Origin of the sequence: Mesorhizobium sp. M8A.F.Ca.ET.057.01.1.1, from assembly GCF_003952565.1 — a bacterium.
Taxonomy (GTDB): domain Bacteria; phylum Pseudomonadota; class Alphaproteobacteria; order Rhizobiales; family Rhizobiaceae; genus Mesorhizobium.
On the sequence record NZ_CP034454.1, the window covers coordinates 5,777,221 to 5,795,919 of the forward strand.

At 63.2% G+C, this 18,699-nt stretch carries 18 protein-coding genes; 9 read left to right on the top strand and 9 right to left on the bottom strand.

What is annotated here, in order from left to right; genetic code table 11:
- The gene (locus EJ077_RS27450) at window positions 1–1,173 is read right to left on the bottom strand and encodes a glycosyl transferase family 1 (RefSeq protein WP_208697770.1); all 1,173 of its coding nucleotides are present in this window, start codon (window positions 1,171–1,173) and stop codon (window positions 1–3) included.
- Window positions 1,174–1,357: 184 nt separating this feature from the next.
- Between EJ077_RS27450 and EJ077_RS27455 the strand changes: the two genes are divergently transcribed.
- Window positions 1,358–2,854: a lipopolysaccharide biosynthesis protein gene (locus EJ077_RS27455; protein WP_208697771.1), complete on the top strand. Its 1,497-nt coding sequence runs from the start codon at window positions 1,358–1,360 to the stop codon at window positions 2,852–2,854.
- A 53-nt stretch (window positions 2,855–2,907) separates the two neighbouring features.
- Window positions 2,908–3,930 (top strand): phosphoribosyltransferase family protein, encoded by a 1,023-nt coding sequence (locus EJ077_RS27460; protein WP_208697772.1) that lies wholly within the window; start codon window positions 2,908–2,910, stop codon window positions 3,928–3,930.
- A 25-nt stretch (window positions 3,931–3,955) separates the two neighbouring features.
- Here EJ077_RS27460 and EJ077_RS27465 read toward each other — a convergent pair whose 3' ends face one another.
- From EJ077_RS27465 to EJ077_RS27500, 8 genes are all read right to left on the bottom strand, one after another.
- Complete coding sequence (locus tag EJ077_RS27465; RefSeq protein WP_208697773.1) at window positions 3,956–5,035, bottom strand: glycosyltransferase; 1,080 nt, start codon at window positions 5,033–5,035, stop codon at window positions 3,956–3,958.
- Window positions 5,036–5,102: 67 nt separating this feature from the next.
- Entirely contained in the window at window positions 5,103–5,552 is a 450-nt protein-coding gene (locus EJ077_RS27470; protein ID WP_208697774.1) for a hypothetical protein, read from the bottom strand.
- A gap of 13 nt (window positions 5,553–5,565) precedes the next feature.
- Window positions 5,566–7,008 carry a GMC oxidoreductase gene (locus EJ077_RS27475; RefSeq protein WP_208697775.1) on the bottom strand — a complete coding sequence of 481 codons (1,443 nt, stop codon included), beginning with the start codon at window positions 7,006–7,008 and terminating at the stop codon, window positions 5,566–5,568.
- A 49-nt stretch (window positions 7,009–7,057) separates the two neighbouring features.
- Window positions 7,058–8,389: a UDP-glucose dehydrogenase family protein gene (locus EJ077_RS27480; RefSeq protein ID WP_208697777.1), complete on the bottom strand. Its 1,332-nt coding sequence runs from the start codon at window positions 8,387–8,389 to the stop codon at window positions 7,058–7,060.
- Between the two features lie 50 nt (window positions 8,390–8,439).
- Window positions 8,440–9,306, bottom strand: a complete 867-nt coding sequence (locus EJ077_RS27485) for a family 16 glycosylhydrolase (RefSeq protein WP_208703144.1) — start codon at window positions 9,304–9,306, stop codon at window positions 8,440–8,442.
- 143 nt (window positions 9,307–9,449) lie between these two features.
- Complete coding sequence (locus EJ077_RS27490) at window positions 9,450–9,851, bottom strand: hypothetical protein (RefSeq protein ID WP_208697779.1); 402 nt, start codon at window positions 9,849–9,851, stop codon at window positions 9,450–9,452.
- Window positions 9,852–10,134: 283 nt separating this feature from the next.
- The gene (locus tag EJ077_RS27495; RefSeq protein ID WP_208697781.1) at window positions 10,135–11,157 is read right to left on the bottom strand and encodes a glycosyltransferase family 2 protein; all 1,023 of its coding nucleotides are present in this window, start codon (window positions 11,155–11,157) and stop codon (window positions 10,135–10,137) included.
- A gap of 65 nt (window positions 11,158–11,222) precedes the next feature.
- Window positions 11,223–12,353: a nucleotidyltransferase family protein gene (locus EJ077_RS27500; protein WP_208697783.1), complete on the bottom strand. Its 1,131-nt coding sequence runs from the start codon at window positions 12,351–12,353 to the stop codon at window positions 11,223–11,225.
- A gap of 505 nt (window positions 12,354–12,858) precedes the next feature.
- On the opposite strand from EJ077_RS27500, the gene EJ077_RS27505 reads away from it, so the two are divergent.
- The 7 genes from EJ077_RS27505 (at window position 12,859) to EJ077_RS27530 (ending at window position 18,681) form a co-directional block, all read left to right on the top strand.
- Window positions 12,859–13,011 (top strand): lasso peptide, encoded by a 153-nt coding sequence (locus EJ077_RS27505; RefSeq protein ID WP_208697784.1) that lies wholly within the window; start codon window positions 12,859–12,861, stop codon window positions 13,009–13,011.
- A 133-nt stretch (window positions 13,012–13,144) separates the two neighbouring features.
- Entirely contained in the window at window positions 13,145–13,444 is a 300-nt protein-coding gene (locus EJ077_RS27510) for a PqqD family protein (RefSeq protein WP_208697786.1), read from the top strand.
- Between the two features lie 94 nt (window positions 13,445–13,538).
- Window positions 13,539–13,745: a hypothetical protein gene (locus tag EJ077_RS32445; RefSeq protein ID WP_245458824.1), complete on the top strand. Its 207-nt coding sequence runs from the start codon at window positions 13,539–13,541 to the stop codon at window positions 13,743–13,745.
- The gene (locus EJ077_RS27515) at window positions 13,664–13,930 is read left to right on the top strand and encodes a lasso peptide biosynthesis B2 protein (RefSeq protein WP_245458567.1); all 267 of its coding nucleotides are present in this window, start codon (window positions 13,664–13,666) and stop codon (window positions 13,928–13,930) included. The genes EJ077_RS32445 and EJ077_RS27515 overlap by 82 nt, the downstream gene beginning before the upstream one ends.
- A complete protein-coding gene (locus EJ077_RS27520) occupies window positions 13,927–15,870 on the top strand; it encodes a lasso peptide isopeptide bond-forming cyclase (protein ID WP_208697790.1) in 1,944 nt (647 codons plus the stop codon). Before EJ077_RS27515 ends, EJ077_RS27520 begins: the two co-directional genes overlap by 4 nt.
- Window positions 15,867–16,844 (top strand): serine kinase, encoded by a 978-nt coding sequence (locus EJ077_RS27525; RefSeq protein WP_208697791.1) that lies wholly within the window; start codon window positions 15,867–15,869, stop codon window positions 16,842–16,844. The genes EJ077_RS27520 and EJ077_RS27525 overlap by 4 nt, the downstream gene beginning before the upstream one ends.
- Window positions 16,837–18,681, top strand: a complete 1,845-nt coding sequence (locus EJ077_RS27530; RefSeq protein ID WP_208697793.1) for an ABC transporter ATP-binding protein — start codon at window positions 16,837–16,839, stop codon at window positions 18,679–18,681. The genes EJ077_RS27525 and EJ077_RS27530 overlap by 8 nt, the downstream gene beginning before the upstream one ends.
- Window positions 18,682–18,699: the final 18 nt, after the last annotated feature.

Here is an 18,699-nt window from a genome sequence, read left to right on the forward strand (position 1 = left end):
CTATGCCAAGGCTTCGGCTGCGAGGGGTTCGCGCACTGTGCTCAGGTGGCGCAGTTTTTCGACCAGGGCGCTGCAGTCGCCGCGATCGTAGCTCCACACCCTCGGATTGTGGGCCAGAACACGCGCCTTCAGCCTGCCGAAACGGTGCTGCTCCATCCCGCCAAGCGCGGTTTCCAACGCCTCTGGCGTGGCCTGCGGCAACAAAACGCCGATGTCGCGCTGCCTCAGGAACCGCCCCGTCTCGGTGTTGTCCATCGAGATCGGCACCGCGCCGAAGCGGCAGCCTTCATAAAGGCGGTTGGGCAGCAGCCATTCGGAGTTCTGTCCCTCCTCGAAGAAATCGATCGCCCACGAGAAATGGACGTCCTGATAGATCGCCGCCATGTCCTCCGGATTGCGATACGGCCCGCCAAACGACAGGTAAGGTTCGGCCTCGACGAAGGCATGGAAATCAGGGAATTCGGAAAGCGCCGGACGGCCGCGCAGCACGATCTCGAACCGGCCCTCCATGCGGCGCGTGAAACCGGCCAGCAATTCGAGCGAGCGGCGGCAGCGCAGCGCCCCGAACCAGCCGATCCGCCATGGCGGGGCGACGGGTCCTTCGACCGCCTCAGGCTCGCCAGGCAGAACAGCCGCTGCCTCGAAATATTTGTTCTCGACCAGTTCCACCGGTGCCGCGACCTGACGGAAAGGCTTGAAATAATTGGCGATGAAGGCGGGCGAACTGGTCACGAGCAACTTCACGTCCCGCGCCAGATGGCGCTCGGTGGCGCGCAGCGCCTTGCCCAGAGCATCGTCGCGGAGCACCAGGCGGTGAATGTCGAGGCATTCATAGACGATCGGGACCGCGGCGCCGAAAGCCGATCTTGCCCGGCGCGCCAGCGCCAGCATTTCCAGATTGCGTGCGATGATGAGATCCGGCTTCGGCATGCCCTTGAGCTTCGAACCTATCGAAACTGCTGTTTTCGCCACCGCCGCCAGGCGCTGCGCGAATCGGCCGTCGCGCGTCGCGCCAAGGTCGATCGGCCGCAATCCTTCGATATCGGCGACAGGGGTGACGGTACGGCGGAAGCCCGCCAGGGTGACCCGGGCACCACCTGTCCGGAGCATCGTGATCCGCCGGCGAACCGCCGGGTCGGAAACATCGTGCACCAGGTACAAGACATGCAGCATGAAAACTCGACCGCTGTTTGACCCACCCAGGGGAAGCCTAGTACAGCTCTTGCTGCATCGCAACATTTTTGGCGCGGCGATCCACGTTTTCTGTTGCACTGCAAAATTATTGCCGTAGTTTGTGGTCGGCGGCGGTTGTGGATTTCGGGCCCCGGAATCCGCGCAAAGATCAGGAATCCTGAATTTGGAAGCCAATCCATTCGATCCGCCGGAAGGCTCTCTGCGCAAATCGGTCGGCCGCGGTGCCGTCGTGACCGCGATGGCGCAGTCGGTGCGGGTCGCCACACAGATCGTATCCGTCATCGTCCTGTCGCGGCTCTTGTCTCCGCAGGATTTCGGTGTCGTGGCCATGTGCGCGCCGGTGCTCGCCTTCATCGCCCTGTTCCAGGATTTCGGCCTGACCCAGGCGACGATCCAGAAGACAGGCATCCGGCACGAGGAGGTGAACTACCTCTTCTGGATCAACGTCGCCGTCAGCGCCATCCTGGCCTGCGTGCTCGCGGGCGCGGCACCCCTGGTCGCCGCCTTTTACGGCGAGCCGCGTGTCGCTGGCCTGGTGGCCGCATTGGGGCTGCAGATCCTGGCTTACGGCCTGGGCGCACAGCACCTGGCGCTGCTGACGCGCCGCATGCAGTTCGGCCGCCTGGCGATCATCGACGTCGCCGGGGCCGTGGCGGGCCTGGCGGTATCGATTGCCTGGACCTTCATCGACCGCTCCTACTGGGCGCTGTTTGCCGGCACGCTGACCGGCGCGGTGCTGCCGACGCTCTGTTACTGGGCAAGCTCCCGCTGGCGCCCGGGCATGCCGCGCAAGGTCGCGGGCATCAGCGAGCTGATCAATTTCGGCGCCGGTATCACCGGTTTCAATTTCGCCAATTTCTTCGCCCGCAATCTCGACAACGTGCTGATCGGCAAATACTGGGGCGAGGCCCAGCTCGGCCTCTACGACCGCGCTTATAAGCTGCTCTTGTTCCCGCTCAGCCAGATCACCAATCCGCTGTCGAAGGTGATGGTACCGGCGCTGTCGCGGCTGAAGGACGAGCCCGACCGCTATCGCAGCGCCTATCTGCGGGTCATGCCGCTGATCCTTTTGGTGGCGCTGCCCGGCGTCGCTTTCGCCACCGCCATGTCCGATGTGCTGATTCCCTTCGTGCTCGGCGAGCAGTGGCGCGCCAGCGCCTCGATCTTCCTGGCGCTCGGCTTTGCCGGCCTGCTGCAGCCGCTCAACAATCCAGCGGGATGGCTTTTCGTCAGCCAGGGCCGCTCCGGCGACTTCATGCGCTGGGGCATCATAACGGCGGTGACCTCGGTGCTTGCCTTCGCGCTCGGCCTGCCCTACGGCGCGCTCGGCGTGGCGGTCGCCTATGCGGTCAGCGAGTATCTGCGCACGCCCTTCCTGTGGCTCTATGTCGGCAAGAGCGGACCGCTGCAAGCCAGCCATGTGCTGCGCGCGGCAACGCCGTTCGTGCTTGGCGCGCATCTGGCACTGGGCGTGGTCTGGCTGGTCAAGCCGATGCTGCCGCAGCAGCATGTCGTTGCCCTGGCAAGCGGCGCCATCCTGGCCTACGCGATCACCATCGTCGTCGCGCTGGCGTTCGCGGCCGGCCGCGAAGCCTTGCGGGAGGCCTTGAAGATGCTGCCTGCAAGAACGCCGGCGGCGACGCCGCGTGAGGCGCAATAATTTCGGCGCCTTTGTCGTCCAACCCTATCCCACCCGAGCATCAGGCCTGATCAATGCACTACCGATCGATCTCCGACATGAACGACGCGATCGTGAGCAACCTTCACCGGCTGCCGCGCGACATCGACCTGGTGGTCGGTGTCCCCAGAAGCGGCGTGCTGGCCGCGACGCTGGTCAGCCTTGCAGCGAACATTCCGATGACCGACCTCGATAGCTTCCTGGAAGGCCGGGTCTACACGTCAGGCATCACCAAGCGCAGGGCCGCACTCGACCGCAAGGTCACGGACATGCGCAAGGTGCTGGTGATCGACGACAGCATTGCCGGCGGCAATGCAATGCGCGACGCCCGTGCCCGCATCAAGGGCGCCGGCATCGAGGCCGACTACACCTTTGCCGCTGTCTTCGGCCTGGAGCCGGAGCATCAGGAGACCGACCTGGTGTTCGAGGTCGTGCCGCATCCCCGCATGTTCCAGTGGAACTTCATGCATCACAAATTCCTGGCGCAATGCTGTGTCGACATAGACGGGGTGCTTTGTCTCGATCCGACCGAGGCCGAGAACGATGACGGACCGGCCTATGAAAAATTCCTCAGCGAGGCGCGGCCGCTTCATGCCGTGACCCACAAGATCGGCTGGCTGGTCACCAGCCGGCTCGAGAAATACCGTGCGTTGACCGAGGCGTGGTTGGCCAAGCACGAGATCCATTACGACAAGCTGATCATGCTCGACCTGCCGAGCAAGGCGGAGCGCCAGCGGCTTGGCGCGCATGGCAGTTTCAAGGCCGATTTCTATCGCAAATCCGATGCCATCCTGTTCATCGAAAGCGAGCATGCCCAGGCGCTGAGGATCACGGAACTGTCGGGCAAACCGGTCCTGTGTGTCGAAACGCACATGGTCAGTTTTCCCGATGCGCTGTCGCTGCCAGCGCTTGGCCAGGCCGCGCGAAACCTGCCGGCGAGGCTGCGCCAGGTCAAGTCGCAAGAGGGCCGCAAGAGCGCCGCCAAAACCATCGCCCGCGCCCTGCTCGGCGCGCGGGGCTATGAAACGCTGAAGAACCGGGTCAAGCGCCCAGCCTGACGCGGCGCGATCGGGTCGCTGTTGACTAAGCGGCCTGGCGCGCGCTCTGCTGTGCCGCCCTGTCCAATATCGAGAAGAAGGTGACGAACTGACGGTCGGGGTCGAGTTCCGGCCGCCCGGCGAAGCTGCGCGCAAGAGCCGAGACCCGCTCATATTCCTTGTTGTCGTTCCACAAAAGCCTGACGGCGGCGACCCAGTCGGCGAGCGGAGCATCATAGTCGAGCACCGCGCCGCCAGGGCCGATCGCTTCGGGCAGGCCGCCGCGCCGCGAGCCGACGACGGGAATGCCGCTGCAATGGGCCTCCGAGGCCACCCGCCCCCAGGCCTCCTCCCATTTGCTGGGCGCCAGCAAGATCCGGGTGCGGCCATAGACCGTCTTCATGTCGCTGGTGCGGTTTTCCAGCGTGACATTGCCGAGCGGCGCGATCGTCTGCTCGATGCGTGCCCGGTGGTCGTCCGCGAGTTTCCAGCTTTCGACGAACAGGAAAGGAATTTCGGGGCACGCGCCGGCGATGCGCACCGCAAGCTCGAAGCCCTTTTCCTCATAAGGGTTGATCAGGGTGACGAACCGACCCGACGTCGGCGTGCTGTAGTGCGTCGGATTGATGGTCGGCGGGATCACCGTTGTCTCGATGCCGAACTCCCTGGCGTAGGTGCGCGCGGTGAACTCGGAATTGGCGATATAGAGCGCCGAGCGCAAGTCGCGCAGGTCGCCCCCCAGTTCGTGAAACTCGACATTGCGGAGATAGACGACCAGCGGCACGCCCTTGGCCTGCAACGCCTTGCCGAGCGGAACCGACTTGTGACACTGGACCACCGCGACATCCGGCTTCACCCTGTTGACGGCGAAAGCCGCCGCCTCCCAGGGGAACCATGCCCGGATCACCGGGTAGCCGGGAAAACTGTCGACCACCGCGGGCTGGCGCAACAGCTTCATCTTGGCACGCGCCTTGAAGCCGAAGACACCATCGCCAAACAGGGCGGCGAGCACTGCGGCCTCATGCCCATGCTCGATCAACTGCTCTGCCAGATGGTGAGTGCTCGACTGGACGCCGCCGCTGAACTCCGGTGGGTAGCCATTGCCGCCTGCAAAGAGAACTTTCATGATCCTGGCTCCTCGTCTATCGCGTTTCAATGCCTCGGCCCGATGAAGGCCCGCGTCGAAGGCCGCCTCATGCAGTCTTTGGCGGATCAAGCGTCGCGAACGGATTTGTGCATGACTGCCATCCGGTGAACCGGATGGGATCATTGGGCGAACCGCGCCAGGCGTAGTCCGTCAGCATGTGGAATTCGGCGACAACCCAGCGGTCGAAATGCTGGATGTCGCGCTGCTTCTGTTTTGGAAACAACTGGCGTGCCTGACCGAGCTTCGCCTTCTCGAGCAAGGTGACGGCATCGCCCAGTTTTTCGCTGGGAAACATCCCCGGATTGCGGTTGCGGAACTCGAGCACGAACTGCTGCAGGTGCTCGATGCGCATGTTCAGCCTGCCGAGGTATTTTTCGAGCGTGACGCGAACCAGGTCCTCGTCCGAGAACGAGGACACGGCCGCATAGGCCACGCCTGCCGACGCAACTCCGCCCGCCATGATGGCCAGTGCCGAACGCCGCGTGATCTCGATCATCGCATACCTCCGCTCACGCCATCCGGCTCGCTGCCCGCAAGGACAGAGCTGCAGCGGTCAGGCTCGGATTGGCACAGGAACAGCTGGGATAGGTGCTGGTGCCGACGACAACCAGATTTCTCAACCGGTGATGGATCATGTTGCTGTCGATCACCGAATCGGCCGGGCCGGTGCCCATCCGCAACGTGCCCTGGACATGCGATTCGGTTGGCCGGATCCCGCGGTCGAACAACCGCTCCACCGGTAGCGGAGCAAGCAGTCCAGGCAGTTTCTCGAGCGCCCGGGCCATGCCTTTGACAGCGTAGTCCGACGGTGCCTTGAAGCTGACGAAAGCATTGTCGTCCTCGTCGAGTGTGACGAAATTCTCGTGGTCGAGCAGGTTTTCGGTGACCACGACCAGCGGCAGCGCCTGGCGCAGCCGCCCCTTCTCGGCGCGCATCCCGTGCTGCCAGCGGTTCTCGAAATAGACCAGGGCCGCCGCATGCTCGGACCGATGCGGACCGTCATAGAGGCCGAAATTCAGGCCGGTGGTGATGGTGCTGCCATCGAAATTGTCGACGCCGTCGAGATAGACCTCGAAATTCCAGCCATAGGATTCATGCAGGCCGCGCCCGACGAATTCATCTCCAAGGCCGGAGCGCAGCATGATCGCCGCGCTCTGGATGGCATTGGCACCGAGAACGAAGAGGTCGCCGCTGACCTGATATTCCTTGCCCTCATGGACGAAGGCGACTGAACGCACCGTGCCGCCGACATGGTCTAGCCGCCGCACCTCGGAGCCGAGGCAGACCGAAACGTCGGGATGCTCGAAGACATGCATCAGGCCATTATTGGCGGTGAATTTGGCATCGACCGGGCACAGCCAGCAGCGCAGATTGGCGCAACAGGAGCTGCGTTGCGCGGTCGGCACGCGGGCCCGCGCGGTCGGCATGACGAAGTGCTGATCGGGCTGGGCCGCCTTCATCATCCTGTCCGGCGTCGACATGCGATGCGGCGGCTGCGGAAACGGCCTTGAGCGCGGCAGCATCGCCGCCATGTCCGGGTCGCCCGAGATCGACATGATGTCTTCGGCGTCGCAATAGAACGGCTCGACATCATCGTAGCTGATCGGCCAGTCATTGCCGATGCCGTAAGTGCTCTTCAGCCTGAAATCATTGGGATGGAACCGTGGCGTCTGCGCGAACCAGCAATTGGTCCCGCCGCCCAGCCCGATTGTGTAATTCCACGGCTTGTCGGAATTGGTCTTGTAGGTCGTCTCGTCGTCTATGTCGGTGTTGACGTTCTGGTCGAGCTGCCATTGATGCGTGTTGTGACGGCCCCATTCGAGGACGAGTATGCGTGCCTTACGCCGCCTGGCGAACTCATGCAGGAAGAAAGCCGAACCGAAGCCGGAACCGATCGCGACAACATCGAAATGATCCTTGGTGACTTGCTCGGGCTTTACGTCCAGCACCATCAGTTGCAACTCCTTTCCGCGCCCGGCGCAGCCGTAGGATCGGGCGGTCTCATGCCGCCATTCTGCCGATCGAGTGATATTCGATGCCGTGGCGCGCCACGACCTTGGGATCGTAGAGGTTGCGGCCGTCGAAGATGACCGGCGTGGTCAGTGCATCCTTCAGCGCATCGAAGGACGGTGCGCGAAAACTCTTCCATTCGGTGGCGATCAGCAGCGCATCGGCGCCGCGCAGGGCCGCCTCCTTGGTGCCGCACAGCATCAGGTCGTCGCGTAGCCCGTAGATGGCCTGGCATTCCTGCATGGCTTCAGGGTCATAGGCCTGCACGGTCGCGCCGGCGTTCCAGAGCGCTTCCATCAGCACACGCGCGGGCGCCTCGCGCATGTCGTCGGTGTTGGGCTTGAAGGCCAGGCCCCACAGCGCGAAGGTCTTGCCCTTGAGGCTCCCCTTGAAATAGCGGTGCACCTTGTCGAACAAGACGGATTTCTGGTCGTTGTTGCGCTCCTCGACGGCGCGCAGCAGCTTGGCGTCGAACTTGACGCCCTCGGCGGTCTTGATCAGGGCGCGGACGTCCTTGGGGAAACACGAGCCGCCATAGCCGAGACCCGGATAGATGAAGTGGTAGCCGATGCGCGGATCGCTGCCGATGCCCTTGCGCACCTCCTCGATGTCGGCGCCGAGCTGCTCGGCGAGGTTCGCCATCTCGTTCATGAAGCTGATCTTGGTCGCCAGCATGCAGTTGGCGGCGTATTTCGTGAATTCGGCGCTGCGCACGTCCATCACGATCATCTTCTCGTGGTTGCGGTTGAAGGGCGCGTAGAGTTCGCGCATCACCGCCTCGGTTTCCTCGCGGTCGGTGCCGACGATGATGCGGTCCGGCTTCATGCAGTCGGCGACGGCAGAGCCTTCCTTGAGGAATTCGGGATTCGAGGCGACGTCGAAGCTCAGATCGTCGCGACCTCTTTTCTTCAGCGTCTCGGCGATCCTGGCCTTGACCTTTTCACAGGTGCCTACCGGCACGGTCGACTTGCCGACGACGATCTTGGCGTTATCCATCTCGCGGCCGATGGTCTCGGCGACCGCCAGCACATATTTGAGGTCGGCCGAACCGTCCTCGCCGGGCGGCGTCCCGACGGCGATCATCTGGATTTCGCCATGCCTGACGGCCGCCGCCGCATCGGTGGTGAACTTGATGCGGCCAGCGGCGTGATTCTCCCTGACAATGCTTTCAAGGCCTGGCTCGAAGATCGGGACGAAGCCCTGGTTGAGCCGCTCCACCTTGCTTGCGTCGATGTCGACGCAGACAACCTGGTGACCAACCTCGGCAAGCACCGCCGCCTGTACGAGGCCGACATAGCCAATTCCAAACACCGTCAAGTTCATTCGGTTTCATTCCCATCCAGGGCCTGGAGCCGTTTTTCGGCCCGGCCGGTTCAATTCGTCTTTCCCAACTCTTTTAAGCTGCATACCAGCGATTCCGGAAACTGGCAGGGCTGGCCGAGCGCGGTGAAGGCGACGCGCTCGACCTGCAGCGAAAGCTTGCGGCCCGGTTCGGCGAACGCTCCCATCCAGCCCTTCATCGTCTCGCTGCCCCAAAGGCTGAAGAAAATCTTCTGCGCATGGCTGGGCAGCTTGGCGGGATCGGTGATGGTGTTCACCAGCTGACCGTTGAGGTACCAGCGCAGACTATCCTTCTCCCATACGAAGGCGTAGTCGTTGAAGGCACTGTCGGTGCCGCCGGCCACGTCGACCAGCTTCTCGTTCTTGCCCTTGCCGTTGATGTAGGCGTTGACCTGCACCTTGGACGTGTCCTTGGTGAGGATCTCGAAATCGATCTCGTCCCAGGGCTGCTTGTCGGACGGGCCGATATAGGAGAAGAAAGCCGCGTTGAGGCCGGGACCGGTATCGGTTTTCATCCGTGCTTCATAGGTACCATAGCCGAAGCGCTGCTTGGTCTGGATCTCGCCGCAAGCGAACTCACGATCCTTGGTCTTCTGCTTCGCGAAACCGAGCGAAAGAACGCCATCGGAAAGCTCTACCAAGCCTTTCGACCAGGTGCAATTTTGATGGCTGCCATTCGTCCAGCCGTCTGAAACGTACCAGCGCTCACGGTCTAAACTTTTGAAATCGTCGACGAAAGACGGCGCGGACTGGATATCCTGCGCATGAGACGGGGTTGCCGGCAGGCTGCCAAGAGCGACGAGCAGCAAAGCGACCGCCAGACCGGACCGACGGCCGAAATGCTGGGTTAAAGGGGCGTCGATTGCTGTCGTGGACATGGTTTTTGGTTCCGAACTCATGACAAACTCACCTTTGCGTTGTGTCCCCAACCCAAAGTCGACGTTTGAACCGTTTCCAAACGGGCCAACCTTGACCTCTTCAATCACCCTCCCGACTGCCAACCTTGCATCGCCTCCGTCGTAACGGTCCCGCACCGCCACCTTCACCCTCGGCCGGCTCCCGCCTGCCTGGCCGATTCGACCGCAGCCGGCGAATCGGCGTCCGCCTTCTCGTCGAAGACCACATCCAGCGAACGACGGAGTTCGCGCATCATGCCGCCTTGGCGCGACAGTGCCGCGATGCGGCGCTCGCTGTTCAAGATCGACTGCGTCAACGCGCTGACCTCGGACGAGCGGCGGTCGGAGGCGGAACCGTTTTCCATGGCTTCAACGAGGAAAGCCGCGTTGGTCGCCTCCTTGTGATAGCGGCTCTCCAAGCCGGTTTTCTCGGCATCGATTTCAGCCGCGATCTGCTCGAACAGCTTCGCCAGCCGGTCGAGACGCGCAACGTCGGCCTGCCTGTCGCGGGCCGGATCCCTTGATCTGAAGCCGAATATCGAGGCCATGAACTTAAATTCCCGTCATCGCCGGCTTTTGGGCCGGCTTCTGGCCGATCTCCGCAACCGGGGCTGAAAACTCGTACCGCGTCGTCCACTCCTCCGCCGAAGAGAGACTTCGGACCAGTCCGATCGGGGGCCAGTTCGGCTAGTCGTTCAGTTTGCTGCACCGCAACATAGACTGCCATCCCCGGAGCCGCGAGGCAACCACCCAATTCGTAAACTCATAAATCCGATCGAAATGGTTGCGTGGCGGGCGGGTGGCGTGCAGGCAAAACCAACGCTCCGCACCTTACCGTGCCTTGCCTGTGCTGGTTCCGGCCATCAGGAAACGCAGCGGCGGCACATGCTTGTTCCTGGACACGAGGCCGACACCGCGAAACAGCGCCTCGAGCTTGTCGGATGCCACGCCCTGGACGATGGGAAAGAAGTTGGATTGGCTTGCGAAGGCATAGGCCGCGGCCGAAGCCAAGCCCCGCTCGGCCTTCACGTCGAGGAAATTGCGCAGCCGATATTTGTCGCGCACATGCCTCTCGTGCCGCCGCAATACCGCCTTGGACCCTTCCGGCAGGCTGTCGATGGCCAGCAGCGCCAGATCGGCGTCGGCCAGTCGCTTCAGATCCTGCGTCTTGTGGCGGCCGCTGAGCGAATCGGCGCGCACGATGGCGCCGTAGCCGCAGGAACGGATGACTTTGAACCGGGCCCCGTGGGCAACCGCCCGCGCGTAAAGCTCATAGTCCTCGCCCAGTCGCAGGCTTTCGTCGTAGCGCAATCCGTGGCGGTCGAGGAAGGCACGGCTGATCACGGGCTTCAAGAAGCCGAGTTCGCCTCTTTGCACGCGGCGCCTGGAGATGTTGCCTTCCACGAACCGTTCGAGATCGAGGAATTCCGGATCGGCGGCAAAATCCGGGGCGACGATCTTGGTCGCGTCGCCGGTCGCGTCGTCCCTGATAAGCATGATGTTATCAGCGGCGAAATCCCAATCGGCACCGGCAAACAGGTTGCGAAACCGGCCATTGAGGAAGAAATCGTCGGCGTCCAGAATGCTGACGAACGGCGCTCGTGAACGGGCGATCGCGGCGTTGCGGGCAAAGGATGGGCCGCGATTGACGTCGAGGCGCATCACCGCGAGCCGGCCGCTGCCGTCGTCGGCGGAGCGGGCGACCTCGGCGGTATTGTCGGTAGAGCCATCGTCGACGACGACGACCTCCGCCACTTCCGGTTCGCGCAGCGCGGATGCGATGGCAACCGCGATCGTGCGCGCCGCGTTTTTGGCCGCGATGATCACGCAAACCTCGGATTTCGTCATCGACATGGAATTTGCCTCTTGCACAGGTTTCGTTCTGCCCTCGCCCTGTACGCGTTCGATATCCATCGCCGTCATGGACTGGCCGGCCGTTCGAAGATGCGGCGGCTGATGTCCGCCGACGCGGCCCAGCCAGCCTCGGCCAGGTAGCGGACGGGAGCCCGGCCGCACAATTCCCACAACACAGTCCGCCGCTGCGGCCAGCGCAGCGACGACAGCCATGGCGCGATGACCATGTTGAGCAGGTCCTCATTGCCAATGCGCGACAGGATCGGTTTGGCCCGCTCCGATAGAAGCGTGCCGGTGCCGCCCAACAGCACGTCGGCGGCGCGCAGGCCGAGCAGCAAGGTGTCGTCCAGTCCCTGGCTTATCGCGGCATCGAGCACGCGCTGCTGATCGGCCTCGTCGAGGCGAGCGGAGCTGGCCCTGATATCGCAGACATAGCCGGCGCAAGGCTCGCGGTTGAACAGGGCCTTGGCGACACTGATACAGGACAGCATCAGCGTGTCGGCGGCCGAAGTGAAAGGGACTTCGACGCCGGTGATCTCGACCAGCCGTTTCCGCCGCAGGAACCCATCGGCATCGCGCGGGCTGGGGGAGCCGGGCTGCTGGAGCCGGTAATGAAGATCGACCGTGGATGATCTCGGCCCGCTGCCGCGAACCATGTGCTGTTCGCCGAGGAAGCGAACCCACCAGACCGAACGCGACTTGCCCGACACCTCGTAGCCGATCGAGCGCAACGCTTCGCGCGTCTTCAAGAACCCGGCCGGCGCGACCAGGATGTCGACATCGCCCGCAGGCTTCATGAAGTGATCGTCGTAAAGCAGATGCTGCTGGAACGGCCCCTTCAGGAAGACGAAATCGATCCGCCTGTCGAACAGCGCCTCGTTGATGGCCATCGAATCCATCAGGCAGGCGGCGTTCATCGAAACCGTCCTTCTGCGATAGGTTTCAAGCCACTGGAAGAGTTCGGCCGGCCTCTCATGAGCCGGCGCACGCGACAGCACCTTCAGAACGAAGGCGCCGACCTTATTCAGCCTGGCGATATCGGTAACGGCCGCGAGGGAAAGTCCCGGCGGCAACGCCTCGCCGGCCGGGGCGGCGGGCGAGGCGAAATACAAACGTAAGCAGGCCCGCACATAGGCAATCTCGTCGGCGCAGTCGGTTGCGCGCAGTCGTTCATAAGAGCTTTCCGGCAAGGCCATTGAGCGCAGAGTCTCCAAAAAACGGTTTGCGCGTCGCGTATGCTGCAGTTGCGAAGCAAAGCATCCTTAAAAACCGCGACGCCGTAAAGCCTTTCCTTTCGCAGTGCAAGACTTTGCAACCATAGCGTTTGCCGCCTTCCCCGTCAGTGACGCGGTGGATGGACTGAATCCCACCCTGTCGCGGCGCGTCAGCCAAGCTATCGCCGGTGGCCATCTGAAAGAGGGATATAGTTTAGTACCGTCTAAAATCAATCACTTGGATGAATTTCATTTAAATCATCAAGATCAATGACTTACAGTTTTATCGGCAGCAAGCGCCGATTTCATGCGGCTTCCCCTCACAAAAGGCGTATCTCTTACACGGGGAGTGACGTCCGCAACCCATAATTGATTAACGACGGGTAAATGAGACTTGACTCATAAATGTTGCCGTGCAGCTATTGCAATGCAGCATGAAGCTGACGGCAATCGACAGGCCGTTTCCAGTCCTTGATAGGAGAGTACAATGGAACAGAATGTTGAAAAGCAAGAGTACGAAACGCCAAACCTGACCGTGCATGGTTCGATCGAGGCCATCACCCAGGGCGGCGGCGGCAGCACGGCGACCGATGCGTCGTTCCCCGCACATACGCCAATTGGCGACCTCACGTTCTCTTGAGACTATCCTGATCCGGGGGGATGACGTTGGAACCTCCAGGATCCAAAAATCATAAGAAGGAGCCGGGGGTGAAAATCCCCGACTTCTCTGGCCTGTCGATGCGGGGGCAACGTGTTGCGAAAGAGGTTTTAGGATGAACTGGAACCCATCTGACCACGATTGCGTAAGCGCGACCAAGGATGCCGTGGCCTGTGAATTCGGCGAAGGCCTCGCGCTTCTCAACCTGAAATCCAATATTTATTACAGCCTCAACGGTGTCGGCGCCTTCATCTGGGACCAGATCCAGGAACCCAAGCCGGTCGCCGATATCCGCAGCGCCGTTCTCGCTCGCTACAATGTCGACGCCGAACGCTGCAAGGCCGATGTCGACGCATTGCTGAAAGGCCTGGCGGAAAACGGGCTTGCGAGGCTTGAGCATGAGGCTGTCGTCTAAGCAGGTGTCGCAGAAGGCCATGGTTGCGCGGCAAAGAACCCCCACGCCGATGAAGCAGCGGCCTGGCAGGCGGAGCCTCGCCAGGATTTTGTCCTTGAGCGGCTCGGAAGCGTTTTTCCTGTGCCGCTGCCTGCTGGTGGTCGTGACTGTGCGGCTCGGGCTGACATTGTTCTCCTACAACCGCGTCCGCGGGGTGGTGACACGGCTCAACGCCCGCCAATGTGCCAGCATGGGCGAGTTGCGGCTTGTCGCCTGGGGGTTGCAGCGGCGGCGCGGTTCGTGCCGGGCGCCACATGCCTGACCCAGGCGCTTTCGGGCCAATATCTGCTCGCGCGCAAGGGCAATGCGTCGAATATCCGCATCGGCATCGAGCGCGGCACGGGCGAGCAATTGAAGGCGCATGCCTGGCTGGTCAGCGACAACCAAATCGTCCTCGGCGGATCCATCGATGGTTTCGCCCATCTGGTCGACCACGGCAGCCGATGAGCGGCGTCGCCGGAATCCTGTTGCGACAGGGCCACGCAGTAGCGGTCGGAGGCCCCGCGCCGGCTGAAGCGGCGAGCGGCATCCAGCAGATGCTGGCGCGCATGCGCCATCGTGGTCCCGACGGAAGCTCATGGTGGCTGGACAGCGGCATCGCGCTTGGCCACGCCTGGCTGAACACGACCGACGAAGCCGGCCCCGGCCCGCTGACCATGGCCGGAGGCAAGCTCGCCATCACCGCCGACTGCCGGCTCGACAACCGCGACGAGCTGCTCGCCAGGCTCGGCATCAGGGACAGCTCAATCGCCGATGCTACATTGCTGATGCGGGCCTATCTGCGCTGGGGTGAAGCCTGCCCCGTGCATCTGCAAGGCGATTTTGCCTTTGCCGTCTGGGATGCCGAGCGGCAGCTTCTGTTCTGCGCGCGAGACCATTTCGGGGTCAAGCCATTCTATTACCACGCTGCGGAACGACGCTTTGCCTTTGCCTCCGAGCTCGGACCAATGCTCGGCCTCGACGGGGTCGGTGCGCACCTCAGCGAGCACCGGATTTCGGGCTTTCTGGCGGGGTTGCCCGACGACCCGCAGTCCACGCCCTACCGCGATATTTTCGCCCTGCCGGCGCGTCACAGCCTGACCGTCACGGCGCAACGCCTGGTGCTGCGCCGGTATTGGCAGATCGAGCCATCGCAGCGAGTGCCGCGGTCGGATGCCGCTGAGGAATTCGCCCATCTGTTCTCGCAATCGGTCCGCAATCGCATGCGGGGAAGTCCGTCGGTCGGCGCCATGCTGAGCGGCGGCCTCGATTCCTCCTCGATCGCCTGCGTGGCCGGGCTGCAAAATGCGGCCGGGCGCAAGCCGAAGCTGCCGACGTTCTCACTGGTTTTCGAGAAGGGTTCGTCGATGGACGAGCGCTCCTTCATCGATGCCGTGCTGGATCAGCAGAAGACCGACCCGACGCTGATTCCTGTCGGCAATTATGCGCCTTTCGCTGAATTCGAACGGGTGCTGGAGGAACAGGAAGGCACCTTCCTGGCGCCGGGCCTGACACTGACGCGCGGTATCTACCGGACGGCCGGCGCCAAGGGCATCAAGGTGCTGCTCGACGGCCATGGCGGCGACGAGGTCGTTTCGCAGGGACATGGCCATCTGCACGAGCTTGCCAATGGCGGCAGATGGCTGGACCTCTGGCGCGAGGTCCGCAGCGCCTCCAACACCTATGGCGACAGCACGCTCGGCCTCTATTTCCAGTTCCTCACGATCTACGGGCCGGCCTGGCGCATCGCCAGGCTGCGGCAGTTGGGGAGCCGAGCCTTGAACAGAATACGCAAACCTGCCCAATCGCGACGTGGCCGGAGCTGGCGCGACCTGATCAATCCGGACCTTGCCAGGCGAACCGAGCTCATCGACCGGTTCCGCCGAGCCGGCTATATGCCACCCGGCGTCCGGGCCAGCGATGCGCTCAGCCACCGCTGGATCCTGTCCAACGGTTATGTCCCGCACTCTTTCGAGGTTCTGGACAAGGCCGCCGCCAATTTCGGTGTCGAGCCGCGTTATCCGTTCTGGGACAAGCCGCTGGTCGAATTCTGCCTGGGGCTGCCAGGCGAGCAGAAGCTCAGTCACGGCTTTGGCCGCTACGTGTTGCGCCGGGCCATGGAGGGCATCCTGCCGGCGGCGGTCCAGTGGCGGCGCGACAAGATCGATTTCACCGCCAATCTCGTCAACGGCATGGTGCGCAACCATCGCGACCTGCTGGAGCAGTTGCTGGTGGGCGACGCGGTTCGCATCGCGCCCTATGTCAACGTGCCGGAAGTAAACGCCGCCTATGCACGGTTGCTGCGCCAGCCGGACAAGGTGGCGCCGCTCGATGTCCAATATGTCTGGCGCTCGGCGTCACTGTCGCTGTGGCTGCGGCAGGTCCAGCATGACGGGAGCCCGGCATGATGTCCCGCCACGAGCCGTTCGCCGGCGATCTCGACCATTTTCCCCAGCGCGGCAGGATCGCGGGAGAACGACGTTACTACCGCGCCTTCGGCCTGATCATCGCATCCGACGTGTCCCTGCCCGAACTGGAGCCGGCAGACCCGGCGTCGGCCGACATCGAGATCGCCATCGGCCCGATCGACATGCCCAAGCCTTCGGCGGAGGCCGCGACCGTCTTCCGCTTCGAGCCCGGCCGGCAGTATATGGCCTGGGAGGCCGTCGGCGCATTCCTAATCAGCGACGCCCGCCGCATCGATGTCCAGCCGGCGCCCGGCGTCGACGACGCCTTGCTTGCCTTTCCGTTGCTGGGCCCGGTGCTGGCGCTGCTTCTGCACCAGCGCGGCCTGCTGGTTCTTCATGCCAGCGCCATTGCTGTGACCGGCAGGGGCGCCATCTTCATGGGCGACAAGGGCGCAGGCAAATCGACGACGGCAAGCGCGTTGATCCGGGCCGGACACGATCTGCTTACCGACGATGTCGTCGCGCTCGACCTGGCAGACCCGAACCAGCCGACGATCGTTCCGGGGTTTCCGCAGATCAAGCTTGCCGCCGATGCCGCAGCGGCAATCTCGCCTGGGCAGGCGCAAGTGCGGCCGCAAGTGCATCCCGCGATCGAGAAGATACAGCATCGCCTGCGCGGCGCCTTCTCCGGCAACAGGGTGCCGGCGGCCAGGATCTACATACTCGAGCGTGGCGAAAGGGCTGGGATCACCCCCTTGCCTCCCATTGCCGCCTTGCCGGCCATTATCAAATTCTCCTACGTGACGCGTTTCGGCCGCGCGGCGCTCTCCGGCGATTTCGCGGCGATGCATCTTCGTCACTGTTCAGCAATCGCTAACCATGTCGGCGTGTGCCGGCTGGACGTTCCGACGGGCATCGACAGGATCGGCGAGGCTGTGGCGCTGATCGAAAGGGAACTGGCAGGAGATGCCTAGGTCATCGGTCTTCAGCCTGTTGCTGCTTCGCGACGTTGCGGCATTCGGCGCCGTCATTGCCCAGATCGGCGGGCGGCGGACCTGGACGGCGCTGTTGTTCCTGATCCTCGGCAGCCTGACGGAAGGCATCTCGATCCTGCTGCTGGTTCCGCTGCTGCACCTGGTCGGGCGCGCCGACCAGGATTTCGCGGTCAGGCTGCCGAATATCGATTTCGTCCGCTGGCTGGTGCCCGGCGGAACGCTGCAACTCACCACGGTGCTTTGCGCGCTGGTCGGGCTTGTTGCCGTGCAGGCAGCCTTCAACCGCTTCAAGTCGGTCTATATGGCAAGGCTGCTCTTCGACTTCATCAACCGTTTGCGCATGAATCTGTTCGAGAGCATCGGCAAGGCGCGGTGGGGCGTGTTCACACGCATGCGCGGCTCCGATCTCGACCACGCCCTGACCGGTGACATCGACCGCGTCCAGGGGGCCGCCTTTTCTCTGCTGATGTTGGTGCAGATCGCCGTGCTGCTGGCGGGCTATCTCGTGATTTCCATGTTCATCTCCCCGGTCATGACGGCGTTTGCCGTCGTCATCGGCATCGTGATGTTCATAGCGCTGCAGCCGTTTCGCTCGCGGGCCACGGCCTTCGGCCGCATCCTGACGACCAATCGTCAGGACCAGTACCGCACGGTCTCGGAATTTCTCGGCGGCATCAAGGTGGCCAAGAGCCTGAATGTCGAGGCCAGCTATTTCGCGCAGTTGCAGGCCACGCTCGAAAAGATGAAGGCCGATAACATCGCTTATGTGCGGAACAGCTCGATCGGCACCGCCGTGTTCCAGGTGGCGAGCGTCGTGGGCTTGAGCGTCTTCATCTATGTGGCGCTGGTCCGCTACAACCTGTCGCTGGCCGAGATCGTCGTGCTGCTCCTGGTCTTCATGCGAATCGCGCCGCGCTTCATGGACATGCAGACGCAGGCCCAGCAGGTGCTGATCAACCTGCCCGCCTATACGGCAATGCGCAGCCTGCAGGCACGTTTCGACGCCGAGCGCGAACCGGGCCATGTCGAATCCGGGGATGCCCGCAAGCTGACCCTCGACACCGGGTTGAACATTCGCGACGTCTCCTTCGCCTATGACGGCGGCGCCGGCAAGGCGGTGGTGAGCGACATCACCTTCGGCCTTCCGGCCGGCAAGGTCACCGCGCTGATCGGCCCGTCCGGATCAGGCAAGAGCACCATCGCCGACATACTGCTCGGGCTGCTCGAGCCGACCGCGGGCAAGATCCTCGTCGATGGCGTCGAGGTCGATGCCGGCAATCGCCGCCGCTGGCGCGATCAGGTGGCCTATGTGCCGCAGGACGTGTTCCTGCTGCATGACACGATCGCGGCGAACCTGCGGCTTGCCGCCCCGCAGGCCAGCAACGACGAATTGTGGACGGCACTGCGCGCCGCGCATGCCGGCGAATTCGTAGAACGGCTCGACCTCAGACTGGAGACGGTGGTCGGCGACCGCGGCGTGCGAATGTCGGGCGGCGAGCGTCAGCGCATCGCGCTGGCGCGCGCGCTGCTGCGCAAGCCTTCACTGCTCATCCTGGATGAGGCAACAAGCGCCCTCGACTGGCAGAACCAGTCACTTATCGCCAGGTCGATCGACGGCCTGCGCGGCGCAATGACGATCCTGACGATCGCTCACCGGCCGTCGATGATCGCCTTCGCCGACTGGGTGGTGGCGATGGAGGACGGCCGTGTCGTGGAAGTCGGGCAATATCAGCGCCTGAAGGCGAAACCGGGAAGCCGGCTGTCCAGGATGCTGTCGGGAGAACAGTCGGAGACCGAACCCGCGGACGTGGCCTGAAGCCGGTGTGCCCCTTGC

What these genes read in the sequence shown, in the direction of transcription:
- EJ077_RS27450 (WP_208697770.1), bottom strand. Translation starts at nt 1,173, where the DNA reads ATGCTGCATGTCTTGTACCTGGTGCACGATGTTTCCGACCCGGCGGTT.
- EJ077_RS27460 (WP_208697772.1), top strand. Translation starts at nt 2,908, where the DNA reads ATGCACTACCGATCGATCTCCGACATGAACGACGCGATCGTGAGCAAC.
- EJ077_RS27465 (WP_208697773.1), bottom strand. Translation starts at nt 5,035, where the DNA reads ATGAAAGTTCTCTTTGCAGGCGGCAATGGCTACCCACCGGAGTTCAGC.
- EJ077_RS27470 (WP_208697774.1), bottom strand. Translation starts at nt 5,552, where the DNA reads ATGATCGAGATCACGCGGCGTTCGGCACTGGCCATCATGGCGGGCGGA.
- EJ077_RS27475 (WP_208697775.1), bottom strand. Translation starts at nt 7,008, where the DNA reads ATGGTGCTGGACGTAAAGCCCGAGCAAGTCACCAAGGATCATTTCGAT.
- EJ077_RS27480 (WP_208697777.1), bottom strand. Translation starts at nt 8,389, where the DNA reads ATGAACTTGACGGTGTTTGGAATTGGCTATGTCGGCCTCGTACAGGCG.
- EJ077_RS27485 (WP_208703144.1), bottom strand. Translation starts at nt 9,306, where the DNA reads ATGAGTTCGGAACCAAAAACCATGTCCACGACAGCAATCGACGCCCCT.
- EJ077_RS27490 (WP_208697779.1), bottom strand. Translation starts at nt 9,851, where the DNA reads ATGGCCTCGATATTCGGCTTCAGATCAAGGGATCCGGCCCGCGACAGG.
- EJ077_RS27495 (WP_208697781.1), bottom strand. Translation starts at nt 11,157, where the DNA reads ATGTCGATGACGAAATCCGAGGTTTGCGTGATCATCGCGGCCAAAAAC.
- EJ077_RS27500 (WP_208697783.1), bottom strand. Translation starts at nt 12,353, where the DNA reads ATGGCCTTGCCGGAAAGCTCTTATGAACGACTGCGCGCAACCGACTGC.
- EJ077_RS27505 (WP_208697784.1), top strand. Translation starts at nt 12,859, where the DNA reads ATGGAACAGAATGTTGAAAAGCAAGAGTACGAAACGCCAAACCTGACC.
- EJ077_RS27510 (WP_208697786.1), top strand. Translation starts at nt 13,145, where the DNA reads ATGAACTGGAACCCATCTGACCACGATTGCGTAAGCGCGACCAAGGAT.
- EJ077_RS27515 (WP_245458567.1), top strand. Translation starts at nt 13,664, where the DNA reads ATGTGCCAGCATGGGCGAGTTGCGGCTTGTCGCCTGGGGGTTGCAGCG.
- EJ077_RS27520 (WP_208697790.1), top strand. Translation starts at nt 13,927, where the DNA reads ATGAGCGGCGTCGCCGGAATCCTGTTGCGACAGGGCCACGCAGTAGCG.
- EJ077_RS27525 (WP_208697791.1), top strand. Translation starts at nt 15,867, where the DNA reads ATGATGTCCCGCCACGAGCCGTTCGCCGGCGATCTCGACCATTTTCCC.
- EJ077_RS27530 (WP_208697793.1), top strand. Translation starts at nt 16,837, where the DNA reads ATGCCTAGGTCATCGGTCTTCAGCCTGTTGCTGCTTCGCGACGTTGCG.